The sequence below is a fragment of the Microbacterium sp. MYb45 genome (genome assembly GCF_002979655.1).
Taxonomy (GTDB): domain Bacteria; phylum Actinomycetota; class Actinomycetes; order Actinomycetales; family Microbacteriaceae; genus Microbacterium.
On record NZ_PCPG01000001.1, the window covers coordinates 1,230,933 to 1,256,363 of the forward strand.

18 protein-coding genes are annotated in these 25,431 nt (G+C 68.6%); 4 read left to right on the forward strand and 14 right to left on the reverse strand.

Going from position 1 to position 25,431, the window contains the following annotated elements; genetic code table 11:
- Nucleotides 1-70 precede the first annotated feature (70 nt).
- The 8 genes from CQ034_RS05890 to CQ034_RS05925 form a co-directional block, all read right to left on the reverse strand.
- Nucleotides 71-4,597, reverse strand: coding sequence for a polysaccharide lyase family 8 super-sandwich domain-containing protein (locus CQ034_RS05890; RefSeq protein ID WP_105710229.1), 4,527 nt, complete (start codon nt 4,595-4,597; stop codon nt 71-73).
- Nucleotides 4,598-4,755: 158 nt separating this feature from the next.
- The gene (locus CQ034_RS05895) at nt 4,756-6,060 is read right to left on the reverse strand and encodes a sugar ABC transporter substrate-binding protein (protein ID WP_105710230.1); all 1,305 of its coding nucleotides are present in this window, start codon (nt 6,058-6,060) and stop codon (nt 4,756-4,758) included.
- 260 nt (nt 6,061-6,320) lie between these two features.
- Nucleotides 6,321-6,902: a hypothetical protein gene (locus CQ034_RS05900; protein WP_105710231.1), complete on the reverse strand. Its 582-nt coding sequence runs from the start codon at nt 6,900-6,902 to the stop codon at nt 6,321-6,323.
- A 47-nt stretch (nt 6,903-6,949) separates the two neighbouring features.
- The gene (locus CQ034_RS05905) at nt 6,950-7,621 is read right to left on the reverse strand and encodes a response regulator transcription factor (protein ID WP_105710232.1); all 672 of its coding nucleotides are present in this window, start codon (nt 7,619-7,621) and stop codon (nt 6,950-6,952) included.
- A complete protein-coding gene (locus tag CQ034_RS05910) occupies nt 7,599-8,825 on the reverse strand; it encodes a sensor histidine kinase (RefSeq protein WP_146114802.1) in 1,227 nt (408 codons plus the stop codon). Before CQ034_RS05910 ends, CQ034_RS05905 begins: the two co-directional genes overlap by 23 nt.
- On the reverse strand, nt 8,798-9,616 hold the full coding sequence (locus CQ034_RS05915) for an ABC transporter permease (protein ID WP_105710234.1): 819 nt from the start codon (nt 9,614-9,616) through the stop codon (nt 8,798-8,800). Before CQ034_RS05915 ends, CQ034_RS05910 begins: the two co-directional genes overlap by 28 nt.
- The gene (locus CQ034_RS05920; protein ID WP_105710235.1) at nt 9,613-10,530 is read right to left on the reverse strand and encodes an ATP-binding cassette domain-containing protein; all 918 of its coding nucleotides are present in this window, start codon (nt 10,528-10,530) and stop codon (nt 9,613-9,615) included. The genes CQ034_RS05915 and CQ034_RS05920 overlap by 4 nt, the downstream gene beginning before the upstream one ends.
- A gap of 55 nt (nt 10,531-10,585) precedes the next feature.
- On the reverse strand, nt 10,586-11,812 hold the full coding sequence (locus tag CQ034_RS05925) for an amidohydrolase (protein ID WP_105710236.1): 1,227 nt from the start codon (nt 11,810-11,812) through the stop codon (nt 10,586-10,588).
- Nucleotides 11,813-11,906: 94 nt separating this feature from the next.
- On the opposite strand from CQ034_RS05925, the gene CQ034_RS05930 reads away from it, so the two are divergent.
- Nucleotides 11,907-12,932 carry an Lrp/AsnC family transcriptional regulator gene (locus CQ034_RS05930; RefSeq protein ID WP_181156217.1) on the forward strand — a complete coding sequence of 342 codons (1,026 nt, stop codon included), beginning with the start codon at nt 11,907-11,909 and terminating at the stop codon, nt 12,930-12,932.
- A gap of 80 nt (nt 12,933-13,012) precedes the next feature.
- On the forward strand, nt 13,013-14,416 hold the full coding sequence (locus CQ034_RS05935) for an L-serine ammonia-lyase (protein WP_105710238.1): 1,404 nt from the start codon (nt 13,013-13,015) through the stop codon (nt 14,414-14,416).
- A 66-nt stretch (nt 14,417-14,482) separates the two neighbouring features.
- Here the strand turns inward: CQ034_RS05935 and CQ034_RS05940 are convergent, their stop codons facing one another.
- The 3 genes from CQ034_RS05940 to CQ034_RS05950 all read right to left on the reverse strand — a co-directional run bounded on the left by CQ034_RS05940 (nt 14,483) and on the right by CQ034_RS05950 (nt 16,890).
- Entirely contained in the window at nt 14,483-15,292 is an 810-nt protein-coding gene (locus tag CQ034_RS05940; protein ID WP_105710239.1) for an alpha/beta fold hydrolase, read from the reverse strand.
- Nucleotides 15,293-15,297: 5 nt separating this feature from the next.
- On the reverse strand, nt 15,298-16,152 hold the full coding sequence (locus tag CQ034_RS05945) for an enoyl-CoA hydratase/isomerase family protein (RefSeq protein ID WP_105710240.1): 855 nt from the start codon (nt 16,150-16,152) through the stop codon (nt 15,298-15,300).
- Nucleotides 16,153-16,290: 138 nt separating this feature from the next.
- Nucleotides 16,291-16,890, reverse strand: coding sequence for a TetR/AcrR family transcriptional regulator (locus CQ034_RS05950; RefSeq protein ID WP_105710241.1), 600 nt, complete (start codon nt 16,888-16,890; stop codon nt 16,291-16,293).
- A gap of 230 nt (nt 16,891-17,120) precedes the next feature.
- Between CQ034_RS05950 and CQ034_RS05955 the strand changes: the two genes are divergently transcribed.
- Entirely contained in the window at nt 17,121-18,569 is a 1,449-nt protein-coding gene (locus CQ034_RS05955; RefSeq protein WP_105710242.1) for an MFS transporter, read from the forward strand.
- A gap of 64 nt (nt 18,570-18,633) precedes the next feature.
- Nucleotides 18,634-19,299: a 4'-phosphopantetheinyl transferase superfamily protein gene (locus CQ034_RS05960; RefSeq protein ID WP_146114804.1), complete on the forward strand. Its 666-nt coding sequence runs from the start codon at nt 18,634-18,636 to the stop codon at nt 19,297-19,299.
- A 19-nt stretch (nt 19,300-19,318) separates the two neighbouring features.
- On the opposite strand, the gene CQ034_RS05965 is transcribed toward CQ034_RS05960, so the two are convergent.
- Genes CQ034_RS05965 through CQ034_RS05975 form a run of 3 tightly spaced genes read right to left on the reverse strand, consistent with a single transcriptional unit; the run spans nt 19,319 to nt 25,337 of the window.
- A complete protein-coding gene (locus tag CQ034_RS05965; protein WP_105710244.1) occupies nt 19,319-20,617 on the reverse strand; it encodes a M1 family metallopeptidase in 1,299 nt (432 codons plus the stop codon).
- Nucleotides 20,614-24,552 (reverse strand): Pls/PosA family non-ribosomal peptide synthetase, encoded by a 3,939-nt coding sequence (locus CQ034_RS05970; protein WP_105710245.1) that lies wholly within the window; start codon nt 24,550-24,552, stop codon nt 20,614-20,616. The genes CQ034_RS05965 and CQ034_RS05970 overlap by 4 nt, the downstream gene beginning before the upstream one ends.
- Complete coding sequence (locus CQ034_RS05975) at nt 24,549-25,337, reverse strand: hypothetical protein (protein ID WP_105710246.1); 789 nt, start codon at nt 25,335-25,337, stop codon at nt 24,549-24,551. Before CQ034_RS05975 ends, CQ034_RS05970 begins: the two co-directional genes overlap by 4 nt.
- Nucleotides 25,338-25,431 lie beyond the last annotated feature (94 nt).

The window sequence follows — 25,431 nt, forward strand, 5'->3', positions numbered from 1 at the left end:
GGCGTTCGCGCGAGGGCACCGACGAAGGGCCGCCTCCCTCGGGAGACGGCCCCTTCGTCGGTGCCGCGGTTCAGTCGCGGGGCTGCCGTCGCGCCTTCATCGCTACAGCGCCCGAGAGCAGCAGCAGCAGCGCCATGGCGAGCGTCCACGGCAGCCAGGCGAGGTCGCCTCCGGTGGCGGGGAGCGCGCCGGATCCGTCGGTTCCGCCGTCGCCCGGCCCGCCCGGCGCACCCGGGCCGGCGGCGGCGATGATCCGCACCGGGGTCGAGGCGATGTCCGCCCCGTCGTGCATCACGACGAGCGTATGCGCGCCGGCCTCGACATCTTCGGGCACGACTCCGCGGAAGGCGAAGCTGCCATCCGTCTCGGCGGTCACGGTCCCGAGATCGGCCGGAGTGGAACGCAGCTGGACGGTGTACTCGATCCCCGGCTGGAATCCGACGCCGCTGACGTCGATGCGTCCACCGACCTTCGGCGAGCCTTCGACCGTCACGCTCGGGGTCACCACCTCGGGATCGACCACGACGACGATCGCGGCGGAGGGCACGGACCACCCGCCCGCGTTCTGCGCCCGCACCGTCACGGCGTACTCGCCGGCGGCGAGCCCGGTGACGGCTGCCGTGAGCACGGCCCCTTCGGCCTGCACGACACGGTCGCCCACGGCGACCTCGTACGCGATGATGGGCGATCCGCCCACGTTCTCGGGCACCGTCCACTGCACGTTCACCCGGTCGCCGGAAGCGGTCGCGACGACATCGCGCGGCGCGCTCGGAGCGGCATCGAGTCGGATGAGCCCGGCGAGTGCCGCCGCGAGAGCGTCGGCCGCCGCATCCACCTGACCCTGCGCGGACCCGGGCGCGGCGAGCACGTCCTTGCCCGCCTCGAGCGCGGGCAGCAGCGGCTTCCAGCTGGCCGACGTGTAGGCCGTGCTGTCGAGGGTGTTCGCCGCGTCGACCTGTGCCTGCAGCCGACCCGTGTCGGCGATCACGGTGACCGTGCACCAGGCGATCTCGCTGCCGCCCTGATGGCGGATGCCGACGGTCGTGCGCCCGGGTTCGCGGGTCGCGAGGTCGACCTCGACCCGGCCGTCTGCCGAGACACGGGCGTCGCCCTTCACGGTTGCGACGGAGTCGTCCATCACCACCGCCGTGAACGTGTCGGCGGGGTTCACCGGCGACACCGTCGCGGCGACGACGGCCGCACCGTCGCGCCCGGCCGAGACCGGTCCCGCGCACTCGAAGGTGTACCCGCCGTACAGCTCGAGCTCCCAGATGTTGAGCCCGTACTGCGTCGCCGGCATGCCGGACAGGCGCACGTACCGCACGTCGGTCGCCGCGAAGTCGTGCTGATGGATGAGCGTCGGCTGCGCAGCCTGGACGCGGGCCAGGGGCATCCAGGTCGTGCCGTCGACCGAGCCCTCGATGCGATAGTCGTTGGACGTGCCGGCTTCCCAGGCGACCACGGCGCGCGAGACCGACCGCACGCTCTCCAGGTCGACCTGAAGCCAGTGCTCGGCGGCTGCTCGCGCCGACGACCACTTGGTCGAGCGGGAACCGTCGGTCGCCTTCGGCCCGGTGATCGTGGCGTTGTTCTGGTGGACGCTGTCGGCCGTCGTCGGGCGACCGAGCGCGAGGTTGGCGTTGCCCACCGGAACGGCGGGGGCCTCGGCGACCAGCCGATCGGAGAAGATCTCGAACTCCCACAGCGAGGGTCCGTAGTCCAGAGCACGCGTGACGGTCTGCATCCGCACGAAACGGGCGCTCTGGTCGTTCAGCGTGATCACATCGACACCGCCGTCGCTCCCGGCTGAAGGGGTGACATAGGCGTCGCGCCAGTTCCTGCCGTCGTCGGACAGCTGGATCCGGTACGCCTTGGCATACGCCGCCTCCCACGAGAGCCGCACCGTCGACACGGGCTTCGATTCGCCGAGATCGACCTGCGCCCAGGCGCTGTTGGCGTTGTTGCCGCGCCAGCGCGTGGACGGATCGCCGTCGGCGAGGGCGTGGACGAGGTTGTATCCCGCGTAACCCGAAGCCCGCGTCGCACCGTCGATCGAGAGATTGACGCTCGACGCCACCGACAGCTCGCGGATGCCGTAGCCCTCCCCCTCGCCGTCGAGCAGAAGCACGCGCACATGCTCCGCCGGGGTCGGGTCGAGCGGGATCTCGTCGACCCCGCCGTCGCCGTCGGTGACGTGGGCTCGGTCGGTCCAGTCGACGCCGTTCTGCGACGTCTGCACGACGAAGTCGCCGGCGGGAGCATCCGTCCAGTCGATGGTCGCCTTCGTGACCCACGATCCGCGGGGCAGCGTGACGGCCGCCCACTGCGTGCCGTCGCCGGCCGATCGCCACGCGGTGTCCCGGTCGTCATCCCCGAGCGCGGCGGCGGACGAGCCGTCTGCCGTGCTGCTCGCCGAGAACGCAGAGGTCGCCGGGAGCGGGCCCGCGGCGAGCGCGGAAGTGACGGTCCTGCCCATGTTCTCGCCCGATCCGAGCGCGAACCTCGCGTGCTGGTCCTGGCCGCCGCCGGTGAGGGAGACCCCGACGGACAGCCCGGGGCGGTCGGGGTTGGAGAGGCTGACGACGGGGGTCTCGCCGCGCTCGTCCAGCAGGACGATGCTGGGCTGGTCGACGGTCAGCGCGCGGCCGCCGCCGAGATCGAGCGTCCCGGCGGCGTAGAACGTCGCCATGGTGATCCCTGCCGCGTCGTGCCGCACCGCCTGCACCGAGGTGTCGTTGCGGAGCGTGCGCATGGCGGGCGCGTCGGCGAAGGCGGCGACCTCGGCGGGGGTGGCCGCCGGCAGCACCGTGTAGTCGTACGTGCCGGCGGTCGGCTTGGTCCCATGGTCGACGTACAGCGTGAAAGCGTCGCGGCTGACGGCTTCCTGCCCCTCCCAGCTGCCGGACTGGGCCCGGTTCGAGACCCTCACGTCCTGGCCGTCTGCGAAGACGTATCCGACCTCGTCGTTGTAGGCCCACCGGGCGCCCCCGACGCTCTGGTCGTCTGCATCGCCCGCGACGGGCTTGCCGCCGACGGTCGCGTTCTCCTTGGCGGATGCCTGATTGATCGTCGTGTGCACGGCCGCGCCACTCGTCGAGGCGATGCCGGCGCCGAGCGCGACCATGCCCTCGTCGAATGTGAAGTAGCTCTTCCGCGCGCCGGTGCCCGCGGCGTCGAGGGTGAGCACGCTCGCGCCGAACTCCCCGTCGGACGTGCCGCCGGTGAAGCTCGCGCCGTCTCCGTTGCGCCCACGGTTCTCGAATCCGCGTTCCGTTCGCTTCTCGTCGGGAGCGGTCACTCCGGGGTAGTGCCACCAGTCGAACGTGGGACCCAGATCGAGGTACTCGCGGTTGTTGACCTGGATGGCGGTCGAGCCCATCGCGTTCCAGAAGACGGGGTTGCCGAGATCGTCACGGTAGGACGTGCGCAGTTCGGCGCCGAACGTGCGAGACGAGTTGAGACGGGTGAAGATGCCGTAGTCATCGCGCTGGTGAGATGCGAACTCCGAGCGCCAGAAGTACTTCGCGCCGGTGACGCCGTTCGTCTCGGTCTTACCGAGCACCCCGTCGAGCACGGCCTGGTAGGCGGTCGAGTAGAGGGCGTCCGTGCGCACCATGCGCTGCAGCGGCTCGATGAACTCGGAGGCGTGGCTGGTGATGTCGCTCACGGTCTTCGGCGGCCGGTAGTTGAGGTAGAGCATGCCGATCTCTCCGCGGATGAGCCAGCGGGTTCCCTCGATGAAGTAGAAGGCGATCGAGTCCAGCTGCGCGCGCGTGAACGCGAGTCCGGTGCCGCGTGCGACGTCCGACCACAGGGCCGCGTAGGTGAACAGCACCATCCCGTAGCCCTCGCTGTACAGCTGCGCGCCGTGGGCCCAGAAGCTGGCGTCCGGCTGGACCGCCTCTTTCACGGTGCCGGAGTGGTCGACCGCGATGGTGGCGACGATCGTCGCGAACCCCTCCTTCACCTTGGCGATGTCGCCGGTGGAGAGGGCCTCGAAGATGTAGTTCGACGTGCGCCACGAGCCGTTCGCCCCGACCGGGTCGAGCTTGCCGGTGTTGTGCGCGAGGCTGACGCGGAAGGCGTCTTCACTGAGCTCGGAGCCGAGGAACATCGAGATGCGTCCCATCGCGATCGACTCGCCGATCTCGGTCTCCCACCAGTTGGTGTTGCCGGGGTTCACCCGGTCCCAATGCAGCAGCGCCCGCTGCACCGCGTCGACCAGCCGCTTGTCACCGTGGCCTGCGGCCTTCGGGTCCTTGTACGCCTGCGTCATCGCGAGCATCCGGTAGAGCGCCGTGTACGCCGACCAGACGCTGCCGTTCGCCGAGCTCGTGCGATCGGCGTAGTTCACGTCGGCCCACGACCCGTCTTCCTGCTGCGACGCGACGTAGTCCAGCGCCTCCGAGGTCTTGGCGAGGTAGATGCCGTTGGCGATGATGATGTCGTCGCCCTGCCCGAGGTAGTACTCCTCGAGGCGGTCGATGACCGTCGCGACATCGTCTTCGGGGGCGGCGGATGCCGGCACCGTGGTGAGCGCGGACGAGCCGATGACGAGGGCGACGGTGAAGGCGATGAACGCGGTGATGCGTCTCATGGCTGGGCTCCTTTGCCGGTGTGCCGATGGGCAGGCGAGGCGGATGCCTCAGCGGGAGGAAGAACGCGACCGCGCGCGCCTGCGGGTGCACGGAGCGAAGCCCGGGGTGCGCGATCGCGCGCACCCCGGGATGATCGGCGGGGGACCGATCGGATCGATCAGCCCTGGGCGATCAGGGCGTCGATCTTGTCTGCGGCGGTCGAGAAGGTCTCCTTCAGGTCGCCCTCGCCTGCCTGCACGGCCTGACTCCACGCGTCGCGGAAGGTCTGCCACATCTCGGTCGCACCGGCGACGTTGGGCACGTCGACCGTCAGCGGGACGGAGGCGGCGAACGTCGACAGCACCGGGTCGCCGGCCAGGAAGTCGCCGGCGATCGCGTCGATGTCACCGCGGATGGGGAACTGCCCGGTGGTCTCGAGCAGGGCGAGGTCGTTGTCGGCATCCATCGAGAACTTCGCGAAGTCCCAGGCGGTCTGCTTGTTCTCGCACGAGGTGTAGAGGCCGACGTTCTTCGAGTCACCGAACGTGTACGTCTCCTCCGGCGCGGTGCCGTCGGCGGTCGGAAGCGGCACGATGCCGTAGTCGACCTTGCCGTCGAACGCTCCGGCACCCCACGGGCCCGCGATTCCCATGGCCGACACTCCGTCTGCGAAGGGACCGGCCCAGGCGTCGCCGCTGTACGCCTCTGCCGAGGAGTAGCCCTCGGCGTAGAGCGTCTTCCAGAACTCGAGGGTCTCGAGACCCTCATCGCTGGTGAACGCGGCGGCGCCGTCGCTGACCAGCTGGGTGCCGCCGGAGTTGGCGAGGAAGAACGGATAGAAGTCGAAGAGCGCGTTGGTGTAGTCGCCGGATGCCGGCGGGTAGAGCGAGTAGTCGGCGGCACCGCTCTCCTTGATCGCCGCCGCGGCCGCGATCACGTCGTCGTAGGTCGCCAGCTCGGGGTTCTCGGGGTCGAGTCCGGCCGCCGCGAAGACGTCCTTGTTGTAGTAGAGCATGAAGGGGTTGGCCTTCCACGGCACCTGGTACAGGTCGCCGTCGGGCGAGCGGAAGCCGTCTGCCGCGGCCCCCGACCGCTCGGTGATGAACGACTCCCCGTCGTCGAAGGTCGTCGAGATGTTGACCAGACCACCCTGCTTCTGGAAGGCCGGCACGGCGGCCGGGGCCGTGTTGTAGACGAGGCACGGTGTGTTGCCCGCCGTGATCGCCGCGCCGATCGCGTCTTCGGACGACTTGCCGGACGGGATCGCGGCGGCCGTGACCTTCTCATCGGGGTGGTCGGCGTTCCAGGCCTCGACCACGGCTTCCGCCCAGGCGATCTCCTGCTCGTTCGTGGAGTACCAGATCGTGATCGGGCCCGAGGTCAGCTCTGCGCTCTCGGGGGCGTCGCCGCCACCGGTCGAGCCGCAGGCGGCGAGGGGCAGGGCGAGGGCGGCCAGGGCGAGGACACCTGCATAACGCTTCATTGCGAGAAACTCCTTCGTTCGGAAGCTCGGGTGACGGCTTCCTTGCTGTCGGGACCGGGCGCTGACGGGAGGCCGGGCATGATCAGTAAACCGGTTTGGTGAGGATAAGTCAATGCTCGCGAGATCCGCGCATAAAGCCTCCCATGACGGGCTATTCGGCACCGTTGCCAGGGATAGCGGTACTAAACGCTACTAAACCAGCGGTTCCCCGAAGCGTCCGTTGCCCGCAGCAAGACTCTGAGCGACAGGGCCGCTGCCGCCTAGTGAGTGAGCAACACCTTCGCGATCCCGATCCCGAAAGCCACCAACGCGAGCACCACACCACTCCACAGCGCCCCCCACGTCAGAGCCCTTCCGCTGAATCGCTGCGTGAAGAACCCCACGAAGCCGATGCGCACGGCAAGGACAATGACCGCGGCAGCCTGTCCCCATGCTGACGGCAGCCAACCCAGCCACGCGGCTGCGAAGAGTGCTGCCGGTATCAGAGCCGAGCTGGCGATGGGGCGGGCCGTGCTGAGCACCTCGCGCAGAGCGGCACGGTGCGCAGTGGGTTCCTGTTCGTCGGGAGTCTGACCGAACCCGTGCGCGACCACGTGTGCGAGTACGTGTGCGAGGAACGTCAGGAGACCCGTCGCGAGTACCGTCCACACCGCCGCACCATGGTGGATCTGCTCGGGCGTCACCGCGATCGCCGCACTCAGGACCGTGATGTTTCCGTAGACGTAGGACGACAACCATTCCCGCACCTTTCCCACGGGCATGTCCGGTGACGGGTGGCGCCGACCGCGCCCGAGCGGTCGACGAGGGTTCCGGGCGTCGCCGGAGTGGGATGACATGGACATGACCTTCCTTTCACGTTGCCGAGCATCTCAATCGGCGAGGCATCGAGCTAGTCGCCGGGTAGGCCGAACGACACTCCCGCCTGATGCGCGATGATCACGGCATGCACGCGATCACGCGCACCGACCTTCGCGAAGATCCGCCCGACGTTGTTCTTGACGGTCGATTCCGCAAGATGCAGCGTCGCCGCGATCTCGGCGTTCGTCGCCCCGCGTGCGATCTCGAGGAAGATCTCGTACTCACGGGGGCTGAGCTGGGCGACGGAGGTTCGCGCCGACGAACTCGACGAGGCCGCGTTCGGCATCCGGGCGGTCAAGCGAGAGAGGAGACGACGTGTGGCGCTGGGCGCGATCACCGCGTCCCCGGCGGCGACGGCGCGAATGGCCGAGAGGATATCGCCGGGTTCGGCGTCCTTCGTGAGGAATCCGCTCGCTCCCGCTTCCAAGCCATCGATCACGTACTCATCGAGATCGAAGGTCGTCAGCAGCAGTACCCGGACTTCCGGAGCCTCCGCGACGATCCGCCGCGTCGCCTCGATGCCGTCGGTCCTGGGCATTCGCACATCCATGACGACGACGTCCGGCCGTACCCGAAGCGAGTGCTGGATGGCCTCGACGCCGTCCGCGGCCTCACCCACCACTTCGACTCCGTCCTGTCCAGACAGGAACATGCGCATTCCCATCCGGTGCAACGCCTGATCATCGACGAGGAGAACTTTCATCGGATACACCGCCTTGCCGGGGAATCACTGCCCTGACGAGCCACCCGGCGGCGGTCGGACCGACCTCGAGGGTGCCGCCGAGCGTCTCGACGCGCTCTCGCATGCCGATGATGCCGTGCCCCTCCGTCCTCGGCGCCGGCGGCTCCGCCCCGGAAGTGGAGCCACGATCCGCGACAGAGACGATCACATTGCGCACGCTGGCGGCGACGCGCACTGTGACCGCCGTCCCGACCCCGGAATGACGCAGAGTGTTGGTGAGGGCTTCTTGGATGATCCTGTACACCGTGAGTTGGTGGGCCGGCGGCAGCTCACGAAGGTCGCCGTGACGTTCGTCGTCGATTCGGAGCCCTGCACCGCGTACCGCGTGGATCAGATCACCCAGCTGAGACAGATCAGGTTGCGGCGCGAGGGGGAGGACGTCGTCGTCATCGGCGGAACGAAGCAGACGGAGCACCTGCCGCAGCTGACCGACCGACGCCCGGCTCACCTCGCCGATCGCGGCGAAAGCGCGTTCGGCTTCCTCGGGCGAGGAGCGCGCCACGTTCTGACCGCCCGCGGACAACGAGGCGATGACGGAAAGGTCATGTCCGATCAGGTCATGCATCTCTCGAGAGATCCGTGACCGTTCAGCGACTGCCGCTGCTCGTGCCGCGTCATCGCGCTGTTGCCGCTGCACGTCGCGAGATGCTCGCAACTGCGCTCCGGCGAGGAGCGCCGCTGCGCTCATGGCTGCGACCGGAAGGAGGGCCGCCGCGCGCTCTTCGAGCGCAAGCGTGCCAACCCCGACTGCCCCGGCGAATGCGGCGAGCACCACGACGCCGGCGAGCGCCGCGGCGATCGCGAAACCCCTCTTCCGACGCAGTCCCACGTGGAACAGCAGTATCCATATCGGGAGGTACCCCCACGGCGCGTCCTCCCCCGTCAGCGCGCTCGCCACGACGCCGGCGCTGAGCGCGACGGTCGCGATGACGAGCGCGAGCAGAGGAGTCCGGCGGCGCAGCACGACCATGCCGCACGTGACCAGGAGGACCGGCGTGCCGACCACGCGGAGGCCCACCGAAGCGCTGGCGCAGGCGAGGAAGACGAGGAGCGCCAGCACGACATCCCACACGAGGGGGTGAGCAGCGTCGAACGCCCTCACCTTGCCTTCTCGCCGCATCATCCCGCCACCCCGCTTCAGCCGTCGAACCTCTTCAGCCGCCACCAGGCCAAGCTACCAAGCACGGCCAACCACGCCACCAGGATGATTCCGGCAGTGACGGCACCGTACGGTTCGGTGCTCAGCCCACCCGATCTCAGGATGTTGACCGCTGCGAGCGGCATGTAGTCGGTCACCGCGGCCAGGGGCTCCGGGAGGAAGGCGGGGAGGATGTGGGGGCCCATCTGGAACAGGCCGAAGTACAGGCAGATCGCCCCGGCCGCGTTGCGCAGCAGCCAGCCCAGCAGCACGCCGAACAGTGCCCCGTACGGCAGCATGAGCGTGCCGCCGAGCGCTCCCCAGAACATGTCCGGGGCGAACAGGGACATCCCGATCGCAGACGGAACCGTGCCGACCGCCTGAAGCAGCAGGTACAGCACGGCGGTCGTGACGACCGCGAGAACCGCGGAGACGCCCGTGACGACCGCCGCCTTCGCGAGCATCACGCCCGTCCGACGGGGAGCGACGGTGAGGCTGGTGCGGATTGAGCCGCTGGCATACTCGGTACTCACGCTCAGCACGCCGAAGACGACGAGCACCAACATGCCGACGGGATAGATGCCGGTCCAGCCGAACGGTATCCGGCCGGCGTCGCCGCCGCCGAGTGTCGTGCCGTCGATGATCATGTAGGCGCAGAGCCCGATCGTGAGCGCGAATGCGGCCGTCACAGTCATCCAGAGCGGGCGGATCGTCCAGAGCTTGCGCCACTCGGAGCGGAACAGACCGGCAGCCGTGATTCGTTCTCGGCCTCGCGGCGCGGTCAGGACCGCGGGCGGGGCGGCAGTTGCGGTGGTCATGCGGCGGTCTCCTCGTGAGATGTGTATTCGACGGCGTTGCGGGTGATGTGCATGAAAGCCTCTTCGAGCGATGCGCGCTCGGTGGAGAGTTCGTAGAGCGTGACCCCCTGGTCAGCGGCGATGACCCCCACCTCACGGGTGGTGAGCTCGCTGATGAAGAGCGTGCCGTCATCCACCCTGCGCACCTCGACGCCGGAGTGCCGGATCGCATCGGAGAGGCGTGAGGCATCGGGCGTCACGACGCGGGTCCTCTGCGGCGCGACGGACTCGATGACGTCGTCCACCGTCCCCGCCGCGAGCAGACGGCCCTGCCCGATGACGACGAGATCCTCCGCGATCAAGGACAGCTCGCTCATGAGGTGCGAGGAGAGGAACACGGTCCGCCCTTCGGCGGCGAGACGCACGAGAAGGTGCCGTAGCCACAGCACTCCGTCCGGGTCGAGTCCGTTGACGGGCTCGTCGAGTACGAGCGCGGCCGGGTCGCCCAGGAGCGCGGTCGCGATACCGAGCCGTTGACTCATACCGAGCGAGAAGCCGCCCGCCCGCTTGTCGGCCACGGCTCCCAGTCCCACCATCTCGAGGACTTCCATCGCTCGGACACGGGAGATGCTGTGGGTGTCGGCGACGACGAGAAGATGATCGAGAGCGGTCCTGCCGGGGTTCACGGATCTCGCGTCGAGCATGACGCCGAGGTGACGCACCGGATCGGGGAGGTCCTGATACCGGCGTCCACCGATGGTGATGTCGCCACGGGTGGGTCTGTCGAGGCCGACGAGCATGCGCATCGTCGTGGACTTCCCTGCACCGTTCGGTCCGAGAAAGCCGGTGACGACGCCCGGGCGCACGGCGAACGTGAGATCTTCGACGACGGTCTTCTCGCCGTATTTCTTCGTGAGGTTCTGACTGGTGATCATGTCTTCAATGCTGGTTGTCGCCGGTCGTCGGGACATCTGCCTGCGGTACCTCCCGCTACCACCCGTGGTACTCCTTTGCGTCTCCCGCATCGGCATGGACGAGTTTCTGCCCGTCGCGCAGGTGCGTCACCGCATCGACCACGGTGAGCGCCATCGCGAGGGCTCCGTCGACGATCGCTGCTCCGGCAGCGGCGCCGATTGCAGCGTCGGCGAACTCGCGTGTATGCGGAGCCGAGGAGCATCCCTCGATCGCGATGAGCGGATGGATCGAAGGAACGACATGGGAGACGTTGCCCATGTCGGTCGACCCGCCGGGCGCCCCTGTATGGGGGCGCGGCGAGCGCCCGAGGGCGAGGAGGTTGCGGTCCCACGCCCGGGCCAGGACGGGGTTCTGAACGACGTGGGCATATGTGGGCTCGGCATGCTCCCACTCCCAGGAGCAGCCGGTCGCGATCGCACCGCCCTCGAAACACGCGAGGATTCGGCGCTGAGCGACCTCCACCGCCTCCAGCGTGTCCGCGCGCACCTCGGCGCGCACTCGTGTCGAGGACGGGATGATGTTCGTCGCCTCGCCGCCTCGAGAGACGAAGGCATTGGCTCGCACGCCGTCCGGGAGGTGCTGTCGGAGGAGCCCCATGGCGACGAGCCCGATCGTCGCCGCATTCGCCGCGTTGACTCCGTCAGGGCTCGGGGCTCCTGCATGCCCGGGGTGCCCCTGGAACGATATGTCGAATCTGGCCACCGCCTGCGTGCGCACGTCGGCACAGTGCAGATCGTCGCCTGGGCCGCCGTGCACCATCAGCGAGAAATCGACGTCGTGCCATGCGCCCGCTTCCAGCATGAGGATTTTTCCCCCACCGTGCTCCTCCGCCGGCGTCCCGAGGAGTTTCACGCGGATCCCGAGGTCGTCGGCGACGCGCGACAGTGCGATCGCCGCACCGACCCCGGCGGCGGCGATGACGTTGTGTCCGCAGGCGTGGCCGAGGCCGGGAAGAGCGTCGTACTCGGCGCAGATCGCGACGGTGATGTCGCCTTCGCCAAAGGTCGCTTCCACGGCGGTGTCGAGTCCGAAGGCCCCAGTGTGCGCGGCGAATCCGGCGTTGCGCAGAGTTCGGGCCACCTGCACGGACGCGTGGTGTTCTGCGAACGCGAGTTCGGGGTGCTGGTGGATCTCAGCGCTCAGAGCCAGCACCTCCGCTTCCCAGTTCGCTCGGGAGGCGATGACGGTGTCGCGGGAACCGGCGGCGACGGGGTGGGACGGGGGCGGGGGGACGATTGTCATCTTTCCTCGATCGATTCGGCGGCGGTGGATGGAAACTCTCGCCATGGGTCATGGTCACCCCGCGAATCGACCACGGCACCTAAGATGCAGCTTTATGAACAAGACTGATGATCTTGCGCAGGTAGCGAGTCTCGACGAGACGGACAAACGACTGATTCAAGCGCTTCAGATCAATCCGCGCGCCCGGTGGGCCTCCCTCGCGCCGATCATCGGCGTGGACTCGGTCACGCTGGCCCGGCGCTGGGAGCGGTTGTCCGATGACGGACTCGCGTGGGTGGCCGGGCACCCGGGGTCTGGAGCGAGGGGACCGTCGGCGATCCTCGAGATCGAAGCCGAGCCGGGTGCCACCCTGGAGATCGCGCAGACGCTCGCCGCCGATCCCGAGGCGTTCACGATCGATCACACGGCGGGAGGACGAGACCTGCTGGCCATCGTCGGCGCCAAGGATCTGGACTCGCTGAGCGAGTACATCATGGGGAGAATGCGTCGACTCTCGGGCGTGCGTGCGACACGCACCCTCCTTCTGTCCTCGCCGTTCACCGACGCGGGCCAGTGGCGCCTGCGTTCCCTGTCGACTGATGAGACGTCTGCAGTCGAGCGCACGATCGATGCGCCCGTGTCCACTCGCGGCCAAGTCGATCCGCAGCTCGAGCACGCCCTGCTGCACACCCTCGGGCAAGACGGGCGCGCCACTGTGACGAGCATCTCGCGGGAGTTGGGAGTGGGCCAGCGTCGAGTCCGCGAGGCGATCACCACCCTCACCGCCCAGGGACGCCTGGTCGTTCGCACCGAGGTTGCGCGCGCTCATTCGGGTTGGCCCGTGCATGCGTGGTATTTCCTTCGCGTTCCGGCGACTGTGGCCGAGCGCGTGGGCTCTGCCATGACGAGGCTCAGCGAGGTGCGCATGGCGGCGTCGACGATCGGTCCGTACAACCTCGTGCTGTCGGTGTGGATGCGAGCGCTCGCCGACGTGCAGCGACTGGAAGTGGCGATCGAGGAAGGCGTTCCGGGGGTGTCGATCGCCGACCGATCGGTGGTCCTGCAGAGCCTGAAGAAAGAAGGACGATATCTCGGCGCCGGCGGGCTCGCAACCGACACCATGGTGCCGATGTTGACCTAGATACTGCGCGATACGTGCGTGTTCGGTAGGGAATCATCAACTCGCCATGCCTGAGGTTTTCGCTGCCTAGCGTACGTTCCATGACGCACGCACAGCCGACCGTCGGAGTCTTCGACCTCTTCACTGTCGGGATCGGTCCCTCGAGCTCCCACACGGTCGGCCCCATGAAAGCTGCCGCAGACTTCGCCGCATCGCTCGAGGAGCGCGCGGTGATTCAGCGAGTTTCGAGGGTGCACGTCGAGATCTTCGGGTCCCTCGCTGCGACGGGCGCCGGCCACGGCACCTTCACCGCCGTGCTGCTGGGGCTGTCGGGAGCGCGCTCGGACGAGATCACCCCCGAGCAGGTCACGGCACTACTCGACGAGATCACGCGCACCGGCGTCGTCGAACTCGCCGGGCGGCGCCCTGTCCCCTGCAAGGTCGAGGACTTCGTGCTGCGTCCGCTGACTGTTCACCCCAGGCATCCCAACGCGCTGTCATTCACCGCCGTCGATGCCGTCGGAGATGAGATCGCGAGACAGACGTACTTCTCGGTCGGCGGTGGGTTCATCATCCGCGAAGGCGAGGAGTCCGCCGCAGCCCCGACCGCACCAGAACGTCCGCCCCTGCCCTTCTCCTCGGGAGCCGAGCTCCTCGCCGTGAGCGAGCAGACGGGACTCGCCATCAGCGAGGTGATGCGCGCGAACGAACGTGCGAGGCGGTCGGACGACGAGATCCGCCTGGGCCTGCGGCGCATCTGGCACGTGATGGAATCGAGCGTGCGCTCATCGCTCGGCAGGGAGGGTGTGCTCCCCGGCGGCCTGAAGGTGAGGCGTCGCGCCGGCGCATGGGCCGCGCGTCTCGCCGACGAGGATCCCGACCACGGCCACGAGCACTGGCAGCAACGGGTGAACCTCATCGCCCTCGCCGTCAACGAGGAGAACGCGAGCGGTGGACGCGTGGTGACGGCGCCGACGAACGGCGCGGCGGGCATCGTTCCGGCGGTGCTGTACTACGCCCTGCACTACACGCCCGCTGCGGTGTCCGGTGGCGACGCGGAGCAAGAGGACATCATCGAGAGGTTCCTGCTCACTGCGGCCGCGATCGGCACGCTCTACAAAGCGAACGCCTCGATCTCCGGTGCCGAGGTCGGCTGCCAGGGCGAGGTCGGGTCGGCATCGTCGATGGCCGCGGCAGGTTTGGCGGAGATTCTCGGCGGCACGCCGCGTCAAGTGGAGAACGCCGCCGAGATCGCCATGGAGCACAACCTCGGGCTCACCTGCGATCCGATCGGCGGGCTCGTGCAGGTCCCCTGCATCGAGCGCAATGCGATCGCCGCGTCGAAAGCGATCAATGCCGCGCGGATGGCACTGTGGGGCGACGGAGAGCACCGCGTCTCCCTGGACCAGGTGATCGCGACGATGCGCGACACCGGGGCGGACATGAGCGACAAGTACAAGGAGACGGCCCTGGGCGGACTCGCCGTCAACGTCGTCGAGTGCTGAACTTCAGGTGCGGGAGTCTCGGCGCGCGAGGCGGCCTGCTCGGAGAACTCCTCCGGCGGCCGGGGATCATGCATTCACGGAGTCGAGCGACACGGCGCTGAGGAAGGCGGTGATGGCCGATGCGGCGCGAGCGGGATGCTCGTTCTCCCACGAGTGCCCGCAATGCGCGAGTAGCAGTGCGTCCGCGCTGCGGATCTCGCCGACCATGGACAGGGCGTCGTCCAGCGGCACCGCGGCGTCATCACGCCCGTGAATGACCAGCGTTCTGGCGACGATCGCCCCGAGTCGACCACGCGTGTCGAAGCCGCGGGTCGCGGCGAAGCGCCGCATCAACCCGTCGCCGCGATCCGCCCGCATCGATGTGCCCGCCGCCGGCGCCGCAGACGTCGCCGCCGGCACCATCTGTGCGAGCACGGCCGCTGCACTGTGCTCATCTCCGCTTTCGAGTGCGATGAGCAGGTCCGCGACGGGACCCGCGATCCGCTCCCTGCGGAACGGGGCCTGCGAACTGGCGCCGAGCACGAGGCCCCCGAGACGGTCGGCATGACGCAGGGCGAAGGCCTGAGCCACCATTCCCCCGAACGATGCCCCCAAGACGTGTGCGCGTGCGAAGCCGAGCGCCTCGATCAGTGCGGCGAGATCATCGGCCAGGTCGTCGGTCGTGTAGGCCGAGGGCTCGAATGCCGTGCTCCCGCGGTCGCGCTGGTCGTAGGTGATCACCGTGAACGATTTCTCGAGGTGCACACGGAGCTCATCGAACAGCTCCTGGCCGATCTGGAGTCCGTGGACGAGGATGAGCGGAGGCCCGGCACCCTCGGCACGGAACGAGGTGACTCCCGCGCCTGTGCGTACGAGAGATGCCGACGCCTCCGCCATCCGTGTCACCAGACCTTGCGCTCGCGCGCGTCGGCGACCAGTTCGGGGTCCGGGATGAGCATCTTGGCTGCGACGGTGGCCAGCGACTGCTGCGAGAAGTGGAAACCGAAGTCCTCGGTCACGAGCTTGCGCCACGGTCGGTTGATGATGTTGTGCGTCGACCAGCGTGCGAAACGCGGCCGCTTCATGATGTCGCGTGCGAGCTGCCACGCCTTCGGCAGGAGATCCTCGCGCGGCAGCACGTCGCTGACGAGACCGTACTCCAGAGCCTTGCGTGCGGGGATACTCGTTCCCCCGTAAATGGCGTAGGCGGCGCGCTTGGTGCCCATCAGATGCTGCAGGGCGAGGGCGAGGCCGTCACCAGGCGCCGTTCCCACCATGAAGTGGGGGTCCATGAAGTCCGCGTCCTCGGCGGCCAGGGTCACGTCGCACATCAGCGCAAACTCGGTGTGGATCCCCGGGCCGTTGACCGCCGCGATGGTGGGGATGTCGATGTTGTTGACGAAGTTCTCGATCAGCTTCCAGGCGTCGATCGTCTGCTGGAAGATGTAGTCCGGCGTCTCTTCGACCAGCGGCTTGGGCCAGGTCTGGCGCGGATCCCCCCGGAACCAGGTGTCGCCGGTTCCCGTGATGATCAGCACGTGGTTCTCGGGGTCGTTCCCGACGTCCTGCCATACGCGGTTCCACGCGTTGTGCGCCGCCCAGTTGTGCACGTACGGGCCGCCGTCGGTGTGCAGGCGCAGTTCGAGGATGCCGCCCTCTCGACGCATCTCGAAGAAGTCGGCGTAGCGCTTCGAATACTCCTCCAACGGCGTGGGCGCGACGTGGCCGTCCCAACCGAAGCTCGAGGTGTCAACCATGATGAGTCCCTTCGTCGGAGTGAGCCGTCCTCACTCATTAACGAGACACACTATCTCGCTAAGCAGAGTCAGGAGCCGCGTTTCCGGCGAGACGCAGGGAATGTCCGCAACGGACATGACAGGCGAAGAATCAGAGACTCAGTCGGCGGCCGTGCGCCACAATCCGGCAACGACGAGCTCGACGATCGCGCGAGCATCGTCGAGGACGAACGGCTGCTCCCGACGCAGGACGAACCATTGCACCGGCCCTACGAGCATCATGTTGACGAAGGGGGCTTCCACTTCGGGCAGCTGCCCAGCCTCGGCCGCCCGGTCGAGTCGTCGTTGCAGTTCCTCGGTGCGACGGTCCAGCAGCTCCACTCCCACTCGGAGAAGCCCATCGTCTTCACCGGCACGGCGCAGCAGGATCTGGAGCACCGCGCGGCCGGCGGGTGATGCGGCGGCGTCGGCGAAAGAATGCAGGAAGGTCGTCAGGTCACGGACGATGTCGCCGGTGTCTTCGATCGACACCGAGGTCTCGGCGAAGCGCGCGAGTACATCGCGGAAGAGGTCGTCGCGGTTCGGCCACCGCCGGTAGACCGTCGCACGACCGACCTGCGCTCGGGACGCGAGCTCTTCGTACTGCAGGCCGTCGATCCCTTTCTCGGCGATGATCTCCAGCGCCGCCGCCCACAGTCGCTCCGTGACGAGTCGCGTACGACCGCCAGGGCGACGCGCGCGTGAACCATCGACCGTCATGAGTCACCTTCTCCCCCGACGCAATCCGGAGCCACCGCGAGCAGCGGCAGCCGAGCAACCTCAGCCGATGCTAGCCGTTTCATTCGCGCTCGACTCCCGGAACGACATTTTCTTCGGAGAAGCCTCTCCGCGCGTCCGTTTCCTGCATCCTCGACCGACGGCAACACCCCGCTCTCACAATGTCCAGAACATTCGGCGACGATCCGTCGCACCGACCCCTGGAGCGAGCCATGACCCAATCCCCTTCTGCCACGACCGAACCCGCGCGCCGAGACCGCGACGGATGGAGCGGACGGCTCGTCTGGTGGGTGGCGATCCTCATCGTGGCGAACACCCTCGTCGACACGGTCATCGTCGCCCCTTTGCTCGTGCTGCCGCAGATGGCCGAATTCTTCGGCACGGACCAGAGCGCCTGGCTCAACGCCAGTGCCGTCCTGGCAGGGGCGATGTGGGCACCGCTACTGGGCAAGAGCGCAGACATCTACGGTAAACGTCGCATCCTCGTACTCGCTCTGCTCGCCGGCGGCATCGGGGCGCTCATCTGCCTGGTCGCCCCGAATATGGCCATCTTCCTGCTCGGCCGCGTCGTCCAGGGAACGGCCGTGGGTTCGGTCTTCATCACCGTCGTGTACATCCGTCAGATGTTCCCCGCGAGCGTCGGGATGACGTCTGTCGGCATCGTCACCTCCGGTTCGGCGATCCTCGGAATCGCATCGCCGTTCCTCTTCGCGGCGGTCGTCGAAGCGTTCGACTTCCGCGCGGTCTTCGTGGTGTCCGCCGCGCTTGCGTTCATCGCCGCGATCGCCGTGCGCGCCTTCCTACCCGAATCGCCCGTGCACGTCCGCAGCCGACTCGATGTCGTCGGCGCCCTCCTCCTGGGGCTCGGACTCGCCGGAGTGCTCGCATACATCAGCCTCGCGCCGACCGCGGGATGGACGAATCTCGGTCTGCTCGTCACGCTTCTCACCGGTGTCACCCTCCTGGTCGCCTGGATCTTCTCCGCGCTGCGCACCTCCGAGCCCGTCGTCGATCTGCGCAAGCTCACTCGACCCCTGGTGGCGACCTTGATGGTCGTCGTCCTCGGCACCGGCGCATATCAGGCTCTACTGCAACTGATCGGCATCATCGGCCAGACCCCACTCGAGGCGGGGCTCGGGTACGGCCTCGCGGGCGAATCGAACTCGCTCGGTCTCATGTTCGCGCTGCCGGCGCTCGGCGCCGCAATGGGAGGGGTCGTCGCCGGATGGCTTGGAGGTCGCATCGGCCCCGCACGCACCCTCGCCGGGGGCGCGCTCATCGGGCTCGCATCCGGGTTCGGCCTCTTCCTGTCGACGGGGTCTTTCCTGCCCGCTGCGATCTGCGCCGGCTTCCTCGGGCTGACCGCAGGGGCGCTGGTCACCTCCGGCTTCAACCTCGCGACGACGCTCGTGAACGAAGAGAGACAGGGCGTGGTGGCCTCCCTCGTGCAAGTGATGCTCGGTGTCGGCGCTGTCGTGATGAACATCGTCGGAGGCAGCATTCTGAGTGCCGCCACGATCCCCGGCAGTTCGTCACCATCAGCGTCGGGCGTGAATCTCTACATCGTCGTGATGCTTGCCGCCTTCGCCGTCGCCACGGTGATCGCCGTCGGGATCTCGACACGCACACGCCGGACGACCGCGACGGACGGTCCTCACTGAAGACTGCGAAACACGATCGTGGTCGCCGGGCATCTGCTCGGAGGCCGGTGGGTACGGTAGGACGGTGATGTTCGAGCACCGCGCATGGGGTCCCGTGCAGATCGCGTGGGCATCGGCGCATCCTTCCGCCACCGACCTCGATGCCGGGATGCAGGAGCTCGGCGATGCCGCGCTGCGTCGATACCGGAGCCTCGATGCCGATGCCGGACGACGCTTCGCCGTCGGCCGCCTGCTTCTCGCCGAGCTCATTCCCGCACTCGTCACGGATGCTGCGACGATCGAGAGCCTCTGCGAACACTGCGGCAGCAGCGACCATGGCCGCCCTCGCGTCGCGGGCACCCCGTACGCGGTCAGTGTGAGTTATGCGGGCGAGATGGTGATCGCTGCGGCTGTCCCCCTGGAAGCGGCATCGGCACTCGGCATCGACATCGAGCCGGGCTCGACGGACGACGACGCTCCGCTCACGGAGCTGACGGGCCTGTTCTCCCCGCACACACCGCCGAGCCTGCGGGCGTGGACCGAGATCGAGGCCGTCGTGAAGGCCGACGGTCGAGGGATGCGCGTCTCCCCCGCAGACGTCTCGTTCGGACGGCCATCGGCGGTGCTGCTCCCCGATGGTCGAGCCGGAGGAGTGCCGGGGAATCCGGGCGGCTTCGAGGTGGCCTCCGCACCGGGACCCGCGGGCCACATCGTGAGCGTCGCCCTCGCGCCGTCATCCGCTCCCGGTTGAGCTCGCGGGCCGACCCCGATCACGCCGCCACGACAGGGAACGCCGGCAGCTCCGGCTCGTGCACCCACGCACGAAGCAGCCCGGCCAACGGGAGCGCGGCGACCTCCTCCACCAGCGCGACGTAGTCGGCGGTCGTGGCCGTCGACCAGCGGAAACGCGCTGTCCACTCGTGGAGAATCCGGAAGAAGATCTCGTCGCCCACCGCCATGCGGACGGCATGCAGAGCGAGCGCGCCGCGCTTGTAGATCCGATCGTCGAACATCAGATCGGGGCCGGGCTCGTCGATCACGATGTCCTGCGCGAGCACAGCGAGTCGGCCGTAGTGCGTCAGCGCCTTCTCATGAGCACTCGGTCCTCCCGAGTGCTCGGACCAGATCCATTCGGCGTAGCAGGCGAATCCCTCGTTGAGCCAGATGTCGCGCCAGGATGAGAGCCCGACGCTGTTCCCGAACCACTGGTGGGCGAGCTCGTGCGCGACCAGACGCTCCGATCCCCCGGCTCCGTCGGCGTGGTTCGATCCGAAGATCCCCACGCCCTGCGCTTCGAGGGGGATCTCGAGTTCATCCTCCGTCACCACCACCCGATAGTCCGGCAGCGGATACGGGCCGAATGCCTCCTCGAACACCGTCATCATCGCCGGCAGATCCGCGAAGTCCGCCTGCACCCGCGACTCCAACGCGCGCGGGTAGTGAAGCTCGCCCTGCACTCCGCCGAGAGCGACGGGCCGCGAGACGTACCGTCCGATCTGCACGGTCGCGAGGTAGGTGGGAGTCGGCACGTCGCGCCGGAACGTCCACGTCGTCTTGCCACCTCGAGTAGACGACGAGGTCGCTCCGCCCGCGACGACCGTGTAGGCGGATTCGGTGGTGAAGGTCAACGCGTAGGTCGCCTTGTCGGACGGCAGATCGTTGCAGGGGAACCAGGTCGGGGCACCCGTCGGCTGCGAGGCGACGATCACGCCGTCTTCGAGTTCCTCCCAGCCGATCGTTCCCCAGCGAGACCGGCGAGGGCGGGGTGCGCCCGCGTACGCGATCGTCACCGAGAACGGGGCGCCGGGAGCGAGTGCCTGCGGGAGCGATATCCGGAGCTTGCGGTCGCTCTGGCGGAACTCCGCCGCTGCGGCCCCGAGGCGCACACGCGACGCGCGCAGCCCGGTGAGGTCGAGGGACAGCGCTCGGGTCGCGGCGACGGCATGACCGTGCAGGACGGCGGTCCCGCTCAGCCGATTGGTGGAGACCTTGTAGTCGAGGGTGAGGTCGTAGTGGTCGATGCGGAGGTTCTCATCACCGCTCTGGGGGGTGTACGGATCGCCGGTCATGCGTCGGCCGACTGGTAGGCGCGGACCTTGACCGCTCTCCAGGGCCCGATCGGGTTGCCGCTCCATCGACTTCCCTCGGGTACCGATTCCCCGCGCATGACGAGGGATGCGGGGCCCACCGTCGCGTTCGCGCCGATCGATGCCGCAGGGAGGATCACGCTGTGCGGGCCCAGGGTTGCACCCTCTTCGAGGGTCACGGTGTCGGTGCTCATCACTCGATCATGGAACAGATGCGTCTGAACCACACATCCGCGGTTGACCGTGGCGCCGTCGCCGAGGGTCACGAGGTCGGGTTCCGGCAGCCAATAGCTGTCAGTCCAGACGCCGTGGCCGATCTTCGCGCCGAGGGATCGCAGCCAGATCGCCAGCGCGGGTGTGCCGGCGGCAGCGTTGGCGAACCAGGGCGCGGCGACCATCTCGGTGAAGGCGTCGGAGACCTCGGTCCGCCACACGAAGCTCGACCAGAGGGGGTGCTCGCCGACTCGGATGCGGCCGACGAAGAGCCACTTCGCCGCGGTGCTGACGGCCGCCGCGACGCCGCCCGCGACCACGATGACCGCTCCGGAGAGCACGACGGCGATCGCGGGTCCCCAGGTCTCGATCATCGTCGCGAGGACGAGGAGCACGGCCAGCCCGAGCGCGCAGCTGATCACGACCGGGATGATGCGGCACAGCTCCCACAGTGCGCGAGCCACGCGGAGCCCCGGGCGAGGCTGGAACGTGCGCTCGAGATCGGCGTCGTTGACGACTCGGCGCAGTCGCATCGCCGGGGACCCCAGCCACGAGGATCCCGGCTTGGACTTCTCGGGAGCGACGGACAGCACCGCCACGAGGCCGTCTCGCGGCACGCGATGCCCCGGGCCCGCCATGCCGGAGTTGCCGAGGAACGCGCGCTTGCCGATCCGCGCCTGATCGATGCGCATCCAGCCGCCCTTGAGCTCGTAGCCCGCGACCATGGTGTCGTCCGCCAGGAAAGCGCCGTCGTCGATCGTGGTCATCGAGGGGATCAGCAGCACCGTGGATGCCTCGACGTCCCGGCCGACCTTCGCGCCCAGCATCCGCAGCCAGATCGGCGTGAACAGGCTCGAGTAGATCGGGAAGAGGATCGTCCGTGCCGAGTCGAGCAGTCTCTCGGTCGTCCACGCCTGCCAGGCCACCCGCCCTCGAACGGGGTGGATGCCTTCGACCAGTCCGATGGAGAGGAGTCTCGTGAGCACGAGGACGGCGGCGGCCAGGGTGACGCCGGCCGCAAGCGTCGCCGGAACGAGCCAGGCGATGACGGCGGGCACAGCGGCCAGCACCGAATCTGCTCCCCGGATTCCCTGCGCGATCACGAGCGCACCCACCGCGTAGGCGACGAAGGGCAGTAATCCGAGCCCCGCCGAGGAGAGACCGTAGATCCACAGCCAGCGACGGGGAGCGGGGGGACGCTCGGGAGCCAGCGGGCTGGAGACGCCGCCCACGCGCGCGGCGGGAGAACCCGCCCAGCGCTGCCCCGCGCGCACCCGGCCGAACACCGCGGAGCCCGGTGCGACCTCGGCGTTCCTGCCGATCTTGGCGCCCGGTGCGAGAGTGCTGCGGGCACCGATGGTCGCACCGGCACCGATGCGGATGCCGCCGATCCGCACAGTGTCTCCGTCGATCCAGTACCCGGAGAGGTCGACTTCCGGCTCGATCGCCGCGCCCTCGGCGATCTCGAGCATCCCGGTCACCGGAGGGAGGGCGTGCAGGTCGACGTTCGGCCCGATCTTCGCGCCGAGAGCTCTCGCGTAGTACGTCACCCACGGGGCACCGGCGAGGCCGACGGGATCGATCTGGTGGGCGATCTGCTCGGCGAGCCAGAGACGCAGGTGCACGCCCCCACCGCGCGGATGATCGCCCGCGCGCACACCGCGGAGCAGGATCCTCGCGAATCCGGCGGAGAGCGCCATGCGACCGAGCGGCGTCACGAAGACGAGGAGGCCTATGAGGATCGCCCACCCCGGCACATCGGGCAGGAACTCGAACCCCGGCACCAGCTGAAGGATCCAGCTCGCCGTGAGCAGCCAGAGCGTCCACCGCAGCCCGGTCAGGATGAACAGGGGCACGCTGGCGATCGTCTGCACCCACTGCATCGCTCTCGGAGTGGGATGCGCGGTACTGAAGTTCTGCGCGTCACCACCCTCTGTCGCATCCTCTTCGATGGCATCCGCCATCTGGCGAAGGCGCGGCAGGTCATACACGTCGGCCATCGTGAATTCCGGCGCTCGGACGCGGATCCGCGACACGAGCTGAGCGGCGGCGAGCGAGCCGCCGCCGAGCTGGAAAAAGTCGGCCTTCTCGCCCGCGGGCCGGATCCCGAGCACGGCGACCCACTGCTCGGCGAGCCACGCAGCCGTCCCCGACAGCGAGGAGTCCGACGCGTCGGTGTCGACCAGCGGCCAAGGCAGCGCGGCTTTGTCGACCTTGCCCGAGGTGCGCACCGGCAGGTCGTCGACGACCGCGAGCAACGGGATCAGCGGGGCGGGCAGCGTGTCGGCCAACTCCGCTCGCGCGGTCTGACGGTCGAAGCCGTCGCCGGGGACGACGTAGCCCACCAGCAGTGGGACCCCCGCCTCGGAGCGTTGGACGACCACGGTGGCCGCGGAGACGGCCGTCAGAGACTGCAGGGCTGATTCGACTTCACCCAGTTCGATCCGTCGTCCACCGACCTTCACCTGGTCGTCGGCACGCCCTTGGAAGAGCAGCCCGGCAGGATCGGCCCGGACCAGATCGCCGGATCGGTAGGCGCGGTCCCATCCGAGGGACGCCATCGGCGCGTACTTCTCGGCATCCTTGGCCGGATCGAGGTAGCGGGCGAGTCCGACGCCGCCGATGATGAGCTCGCCGACCTCGCCGTCGGCGACCGGGACACCATCGCTTCCGACGACGGCCAGACTCCAGCCGTCCAGCGGAAGGCCGATCCGGACCGGACCCTCGCCGTTGAGCAGGGCGGCGCACGCGACGACCGTCGCCTCGGTCGGTCCGTAGGTGTTCCAGAGTTCGCGACCGTCGGCGACCAGCCGGGAGACGAGCTCGGGCGGGCACGCCTCTCCCCCGAAGATGAGGAGGCGCACGTTCTCGATCGCATCCTGCGGCCAGAGCGCGGCGAGCGTCGGGACCGTCGACACGACGGTGATGCCGTGGCCGAGAAGCCACGGCCCCAGGTCCTCGCCCGAGCGCACCAGCGCCCGCGGGGCCGGGACCAGGCACGCGCCATGGCGCCAGGCGAGCCACATCTCCTCGCAGGACGCGTCGAACGCGACGGAGAGGCCGGCCAGCACGCGGTCGCCGGGGCCGAGCGGCGCGTCCTGCAGGAAGAGGCGCGCCTCCGCATCGACGAAGGCCGCGGCGGAACGATGCGTCACCGCGACGCCCTTCGGCACACCCGTCGAGCCGGAGGTGAAGATGATCCACGCATCCTGAACGGGCGTCGGCGGAGGGACCGTGGGAAGCGTGCTCGTGCTGGGGTGCGGGGCCTCGCCGTCGAAGAGCCTCCTGCTCGTCGCCGGCCGCGCGTCCGCGTCCCGCGGCTCATAGTGCCCTCTGCCGGTGATCACACCGACGACCGCGGCTTCGCGGAAGACCAAATCCGCACGCTCCGGCGGGTCGTCCGCATCGACCGGCACGTAGGCCGCACCGGCCGCCAGGATGCCGAGGATCGACACGTAGAGCTCTCGATCGCCCGACGGCATGCGGACGCCGACCCGATCTCCCGCCTGCACGCCGAGCGCGTGCAGGCGTGCGGCCGTCTGCCGGACGAGCGCCATCAGCTCGGCGTAGCTCAGCGCTCCTGCCGCATCCTCCAGAGCCGAAGCCTGCGGATACTCCGCCGCCGACGCCCGGAGGATGTCGATCAGCGTTCGCGGTTCGGTCGCAGCCTTCGAGCGGTCCAGATACTCCTGCACGGCGGTCAAACGGAGAGCAGATCGAGCAGCTGCGCCTTGGTGAGTCTCGTGTATCCGGAAAGTCCGCGGTCCCGGGCCTGCGCGCGCAGCTGGACCACCGTGAGCGTCGAGAGGTCTGTCGACGATCCGGCGTTCTGCGGCGTGCTGCGTGCCGATGCGGCCGGCTTCGCGGCTGTCTTGGCGGGCGTCTTCGCGGGTGTCTTCGCGGCCGTCTTCGCGGGCGTCTTGGCGGGCGTCTTCGAGACCGGCTTCGCGGCCGGCTTCGCCACGGGTGCAAGTGGCTTTTCGGCGGCCTGCTCGTCACCGACCTTCGCGACCGAGTTCGTGGCCGGGATCGCGACGGGCTCCGCCGCCGGGAGGGCGTCGGGGCTCGCGTCCGGGATGGCAGCATCCACCGGCACCCGAACGGGAGCCTGTTCCTGCTCGGCCTTCTGCGACTTCTTCGCATCCTTCTCCGCCGTCTTCGCGGCAGCCTTCTTGGCCGCCTTCGCCGCCTTCTCGGAGGCTTGCTTCGCGGCATCCGCTTCGGCGGCGAGCCGCGACTCGATCTTGCCTGCAGCCTTCTCGAGGCGGTCGATCGCGGCGACCGCCTTCTTCTCGACCTTGCGCGGGCTGCGCTCCACCTTCTTCTTCTTCGCACCGGCGACGTCCTTCGCCTCAGCGGCGAGATCGCGGAGCTTCTTCGCATCCTTCTTCGGCAGCGTCTTGCTCAGGCGCTTCGCGTCCTTCGCGGCTTCCGCTGCGGCATCCAGGGCTGCGTGGGCCGACTTCACGGCCTTCTTCGTCTTCGCCATCGTGACTCTCTCCACTCCACATGCGCGCCGAGGGGGACGGCGCGCTGCCTGCGGCGCACAGCGTACCGCGCCAACAAGAACAGTTGGAGAACTC